The sequence below is a fragment of the Natronolimnohabitans innermongolicus JCM 12255 genome (assembly GCF_000337215.1).
Lineage (GTDB): Archaea > Halobacteriota > Halobacteria > Halobacteriales > Natrialbaceae > Natronolimnohabitans > Natronolimnohabitans innermongolicus.
Window position 1 is genome coordinate 1 of the sequence record NZ_AOHZ01000087.1, and the last position, 5798, is coordinate 5798.

Genomic DNA, 5798 nt, shown 5'->3' on the forward strand with positions numbered 1-5798 from the left:
TCTGAATTCGAGCGCTGATTATCTACGTCGGCGATCACCAGTATCCGTAAAACGATTCGAACCTCCCACGGGGACCGTCGGACCCGTTTTCCGACGAACGCACACTCGGTTACAGTCGACGGCAGTAGTTTCGAATTCGACGGCAGAAATACTCCGTCGGGCATCCGCGTTCCGTCCGTATTTTATCAGTATTGATGCGTAATAGGACTACCCATCCATAAGAATTTAATACTTGCATTATGACGGAGGGTAGTGTATGCAGACCCATACCAAAGAAGCACTGGCATCGGTGTGTGCTGCACTCGCACTCATCGGTGTGATCAACGCCGGAATCTGGTTCACCACGTTCGGGACGCCAGACCTGACGGTCCTGGGGTTTCCGTTCCACTACTTCTGGCTGGTGGCCGGTGGACCGGCGGTAATGTTCGTCCTGTACTGGGCGTACTACCAGTACGTCACGACGTCGATCATGGAAGAAAAGGCGGAACTGAAAGCAACGGCCGGCGAGCCGACGGCTGCAAAAGCGGGCGCCGAGCGGGGTGAGTCCGATGACTAACCCGTTACAACAGGCCGGGGAGTATCCGTTTCAGGAAACGTTTCAGGAACTGGCGATTCCGATCCTGATCATCCTGGCGACGTTCGTCGCGTACTACGCGATCAGCTACTACATGAAAAGCCGGGTGCAGGGGACCGACGATTACATGGTCGCCGGTCGGACCATCGGCCCGTTCGTCAACGGGTCGGCTATCTCGGCCACGTGGGAGAGCCTGGCGACGTTCATGGGCGTCATCGCGCTGATGGTTCAGGTCCAGATTCCGTTCCTCGCCGTGTGGACCAACTTCCTGCTGTCGATCCCGTTGATCGTCATCCTCTACGGCCAGACCCTGCGTCGACTCGGCTCGTACACGCCGGCGACGTTCTGTAAGGATCGGTACGGAAACACGATGTCGGTCGTTATGGCGCTGCTTATCGTGTTCGTCATGCTGATGTACGCGCTCGGGCAGTTCATCGGCCTCGCACAGATCGCCGAGATCTTGTTCGGCTGGGACTACACCCTCTCGCTGTTCGTGATCGCGGCCCTGGTCACGGGCTACGTCGTCATCGCGGGGATGTGGGGCGTTTCCTACAACTCCGCGCTCCAGTTCTGGGTCATGTTGACCGCGGCGTTCATTCCGATGATGTTCATCCTGAACCAGCTCGGATCGTCGGGCTGGTTCTTCCCGCCGCTCGGGTACGGCGACCTCGTTCCCGAGATGCAAGAGACCAATCCCGGGTTCTTCGACATGACCTACGACACCCGCTGGTACTTCGCGATGTTCCTCGCGATGGCGCTCGGGCCGATCGGTATGCCCCACCTCGCACAGCGGATCTTCACCAGTCGCGACGTCGAGGCCGGTCGGAAGACCGTCTTCTGGTTCGTCGCCGTGACGGGCCTGATGTTCGCGACGGTGTACTCGGTCGCGTTCGCCGGCGTCTACTGGCTCGGACAGGAGGGGTACGAGGTCGCCGAGGCGGACTTCGACAAGATGATCTTCTACCTCAACTTCGCGTTCAGCGGCGATACGATCACCGGCTACGTCGTGGCCGGCGCGATCGCGGGCGGTCTCTCGACCGTCAGCGGCCACATGCTCGCGATTAGCGCCGCCGTGGCCAACGACGTCGTCGAGGCGTTCGAAATCGATATCACCGAAGACCGGAAGACCCAGTTCGGCTACGCGTCCGTCATCGCCGCCGGACTGATCGTCGCGCTCATCGCGCTCAATCCGCCCGCGTTCCTGGTCGTCAGCATTCTGTGGGCGTTCGCGATCAGTGCGGCCGCGATCACGCCGACGATCGTCCTCGGCGTCTGGTCCGCTCGCGTCAACCGCTACGGGGCGATCGCCTCGAGCGTCGTCGGCTTCGCGTCGGTGGTCGTGCTCTCCCCGCACCTCTTCTCCGGGATCGGCGCTGGTGGCGAAGGCCTCACCGCCGACCTCGGAATCGACGCGATCATGATCGCGTTCCCACTGTCGATCCTCACGTTCATCGTGGTCTCGCTGATCGCGGAACGCATCGACGCGCTGGACGTCGATCCGGAGTCCAACCGGTCCCTGATCAACGAGATGCACGGCTACCCGGACGACGACGTCGACCGATTCACGAGCGCGGCGCCGCTGATCGTCCTCGCGGTGTTGATGCTCCCGATCCTCTGGTGGGGGATCCAACCCTGGTAAGCTAATACTGCCGGACAGCACGCGTTGACGATCGGTCGCGCGACTGCGGTCGTCGCCGTCGGAACCGACCGCGACGTCGCGACCGACTGCTCACTGACTGCTGTCCGACAGTATAACTACCCACAACGAAAATATCTCGCCATGCAACTGTTTGGAACCCCGATCGGAACCGTGATCTGGCTCGTCATCGGCCTCGGAACGGCCGCGCTCGCGCTCGCCAACGACAACCAGATCACCGGCGTGATCGCGGTCGGATGGATCGCCCTCGCCGTGTTCAGTTTCTACGAGTATCGAAAAGACGAGTAACGATCGACTGTTTTTCGGTTCGATCGTTCCGCTCGTCCGACTGGCTGGTTCCTGTCGTCCGACTGGCCAGTTCTGGTCGCACGACTGGTTCCGTTCGTACGGGCTGAGTACCTGCGAGCAAGAACAACTACACGGACGGTTTCACGTATCGTCCATCAGCACGGTAACCGGCCGATCCGCCTCGAGCAACACCGATTGGGTGATGCTTCCGAACAGCAACTTCCCGGTCGCGCTCTTCTTGCGGCCGCTGATGACGATCCCGTCGGCGTCAATCTCTCGTCCGACCTCGAGGATGCGATCGGCGATGTCTCCTTCCTCGAGTCTCGTCTCCACGTCGATGCCCGCCTCCGTGAGGCGGTCGTACGCCGCGCCCGTACTGTCGGGGAGTTCCGGTTCGTCTCGTCCCTCCGCCCGCTGGGCCTCGAACTCTCGCAACCACGGCTGCTTGGTCTCCTGGGAGACGTTCAGCAGGACGACTCGCTTTTCGGCGGGCTCGCCCGGAAGGTCGATGACGGTCCGTGCGGCTCGTTTCGCTCGTCGGCTACTCTCGTCTATCGGCAGCAGTACTGTGTGCATGCGTGACAATCCACGCAGTCCCACTTAACGATTTGGGGCTTCGACGCGACCACGGGCCGATCGCCGAGCCGACGAACGTGAACCGAGGCGATAACAAGACTTTAGAATATTGGGAGAGATAATCACACCAATGTTCGACGAGCAAGAGCTCGATGATATCCGCGAGCAACAGGGCGAATGGGAAGCAAACACGCTCGAGCCGACACTCGAGGCCCACGGCGAGCGAAAAGATCGCTTCGCGACGATCTCGAACCACGAGGTAGACCGCCTCTACACGCCGGAAGACATCGCAGACCTCGACTTCGACGAGGATCTCGGCTTCCCCGGCGAGCCGCCGTACACGCGCGGGCCGTATCCGACGATGTACCGCGGGCGGACGTGGACGATGCGGCAGTTCGCCGGCTTCGGCACCGCCGAGGAGACGAACGAGCGGTTTCACTACCTCATCGACGAGGGACAGACCGGGCTGTCGACGGCGTTCGACATGCCGTCGTTGATGGGTCTCGACTCTGACGCGCCGATGAGCGAGGGCGAGGTCGGCAAGGAGGGCGTCGCCGTCGACACGCTGCGGGACATGGAAATCCTCTTCGACGGCATCGACGTCGGCGAGGTCTCGACGTCGTTCACGATCAACCCCTCCGCAGCGGTCATCTACGCGATGTACATCGCGCTGGCCGACCAGCAGGGGGTTCCGCGCGAGGAGGTCCGAGGAACGCTGCAAAACGACATGCTGAAGGAGTTTATCGCCCAGCGGGAGTGGGTGATTCCGCCGCGCCCGTCGCTCGACATCGTCACCGACACGATCGAGTTCGCCGTCGATGAGACGCCGAAGTTCCACCCCGTCTCGATTTCGGGGTATCACATCCGCGAAGCCGGCTCGACGGCCGTCCAGGAGGCCGCGTTCACGCTCGCCGACGGCTTCGCCTACGTCGAGGACTCCCTCGACCGCGGCCTCGACGTCGACGAGTTCGGGCCGCTGCTCTCCTTTTTCTTCAACTGTCACAACTCCATCTTCGAGGAGATCGCGAAGTTTCGCGCGTCCCGTCGCGTCTACGCCCGCGTGATGGAGGAGTGGTACGACGCCGAGAAGCCCGAGTCGAAGCGGATGAAGTTCCACACGCAGACGGCGGGCCAGTCGCTGACCGCCCAGCAGCCGCTGAACAACATCGCCCGCGTGACCATCCAGGCGCTGGCCGCCGTCTTCGGCGGCACCCAGTCGCTGCACACCAACAGCTTCGACGAGGCGCTTGCGCTGCCGAGCGAAGATGCCGTCCGCGTCGCGCTTCGGACCCAGCAGATCATCGCCGAGGAGTCGGGCGCGGCCGACATCGTCGACCCGATGGGCGGTAGCTTCGCCATCGAGAAGCTCACGAACGAGCTGGAAGCGGAGATCATGGCCTACCTCGAGGAGATCAAGGAGATGGGCGACGGCTCCGTCCGCGACGGCGTCCTTACGGGTATCGAGCAGGGGTACTTCCACAGCGAGATCGGCGAAGCGAGCTACGAGTACCAACAGCGCGTCGAGCGCGGCGAGGAGGTCGTCGTCGGCGTCAACGAGTACACGATCGAGGAGGACACCGCGCCCGACATCCTCGAGATCGACGAGACGACCCGCGAACGACAGCTCTCGCGACTCGAGGAGGTCAAGGCCGAACGCGACGACGAGGACGTCGACGCGACCCTCGAGGCGCTGTCGGACGCGATCGAGAACGACGAGAACGTGATGCCGTACATCATCGACGCGGTGAAGGCCTACGCGTCGATGGGCGAGATCATGCAGGTGTTCGAGGACCACCACGGCGCCTACCAGGAGAACATCACGCCGGTCTGATCGCCCCCCGACCGGCGATCACGCAGACCCGGCGTCGCCGATTTTCGTTTCGTCTGACTCGCGCTCGAGAACGTACGTGCGCTCTCGATGCGTTTCTCCGCCGATCGAGATCTCCGTGGTTTCGGTCTGCTCGAAGCCGAAGTCGCTGTAGAACGACGTGCCGAGTTCGTTCGCGTCGAGGACCATCGCTTTGATCCGATCGACGTCCTCCTCGAAGAGGGACCGGCAGGTCTCCTCGAGCAGTTGCCGACCGATCCCGTCACCGCGGTGGTCGGGCGCGACGTACACCCGGAGGATGTTCCCCTCGTTCGCGTCGGTTCCCCAGGCGGCGTGTGCGAATCCGACGATCTCGTCGCCTCGTTCGGCGACCAGCATGAGCGCCCGCGCCCATACGATCGAGTCCCTGATTCGCTCGTCGGAGTACCACTCGTCGAGCCCTTCGGCCAGCGACTCCCGACTCAGAATGTCGGGATAGTCCTGCGTCCACGATTCCTGTGCAACGGTCTGGATCGCGCCGAGGTCGTCGACGGTTGCGTCGCGAATTGTCATATGCTATCGTCTACCTAAGGCGGATTAATCCTTTTCACCGGATCGCCGACGTGTGGCGCATCCGTCCGTTCGGACCACAACCTGAGTTGCCGTTTCGAAACTGCGGACGAACTCGTTTTTCCTTCCGATAGAATCATACGGACTCACGTAAAACGCGGAAATATGAGTACTGAGAGCGAGCAACAGAGTATCCGGTGTATGGTAGCGAAAGTCGGTCTCGACGGTCACGACCGCGGGGCACACGTCATCGCGCGGGCGTTTCGCGACGCCGGCTTCGAGGTTATCTACTCGGGGCTGCACAAAGCGCCCGAGGAGATCGTTCA

General features: G+C 62.1%; 7 protein-coding genes. 5 read left to right on the forward strand and 2 right to left on the reverse strand.

Going from position 1 to position 5798, the window contains the following annotated elements; genetic code table 11:
- Window positions 1-256: 256 nt before the first annotated feature.
- The 3 genes from C493_RS18870 to C493_RS23510 all read left to right on the forward strand — a co-directional run bounded on the left by C493_RS18870 (window position 257) and on the right by C493_RS23510 (window position 2519).
- Entirely contained in the window at window positions 257-556 is a 300-nt protein-coding gene (locus C493_RS18870; RefSeq protein ID WP_049889499.1) for a hypothetical protein, read from the forward strand.
- Window positions 549-2213 carry a sodium:solute symporter family protein gene (locus C493_RS18875; RefSeq protein WP_007261092.1) on the forward strand — a complete coding sequence of 555 codons (1665 nt, stop codon included), beginning with the start codon at window positions 549-551 and terminating at the stop codon, window positions 2211-2213. The genes C493_RS18870 and C493_RS18875 overlap by 8 nt, the downstream gene beginning before the upstream one ends.
- Before the next feature lie 141 nt (window positions 2214-2354).
- Window positions 2355-2519 (forward strand): hypothetical protein, encoded by a 165-nt coding sequence (locus tag C493_RS23510; RefSeq protein WP_162832296.1) that lies wholly within the window; start codon window positions 2355-2357, stop codon window positions 2517-2519.
- A gap of 141 nt (window positions 2520-2660) precedes the next feature.
- Here C493_RS23510 and C493_RS18885 read toward each other — a convergent pair whose 3' ends face one another.
- Window positions 2661-3095: a universal stress protein gene (locus C493_RS18885; protein ID WP_007261094.1), complete on the reverse strand. Its 435-nt coding sequence runs from the start codon at window positions 3093-3095 to the stop codon at window positions 2661-2663.
- Between the two features lie 130 nt (window positions 3096-3225).
- Here C493_RS18885 and C493_RS18890 point away from each other — a divergent pair, with 130 nt between their 5' ends.
- Entirely contained in the window at window positions 3226-4926 is a 1701-nt protein-coding gene (locus C493_RS18890; protein ID WP_007261095.1) for an acyl-CoA mutase large subunit family protein, read from the forward strand.
- A gap of 18 nt (window positions 4927-4944) precedes the next feature.
- On the opposite strand, the gene C493_RS18895 is transcribed toward C493_RS18890, so the two are convergent.
- Window positions 4945-5475: a GNAT family N-acetyltransferase gene (locus C493_RS18895; RefSeq protein WP_007261096.1), complete on the reverse strand. Its 531-nt coding sequence runs from the start codon at window positions 5473-5475 to the stop codon at window positions 4945-4947.
- Between the two features lie 162 nt (window positions 5476-5637).
- Between C493_RS18895 and C493_RS18900 the strand changes: the two genes are divergently transcribed.
- Window positions 5638-5798 (forward strand): cobalamin-dependent protein (locus C493_RS18900; RefSeq protein ID WP_193787913.1); only part of this gene is annotated, 161 nt, incomplete at its 3' end.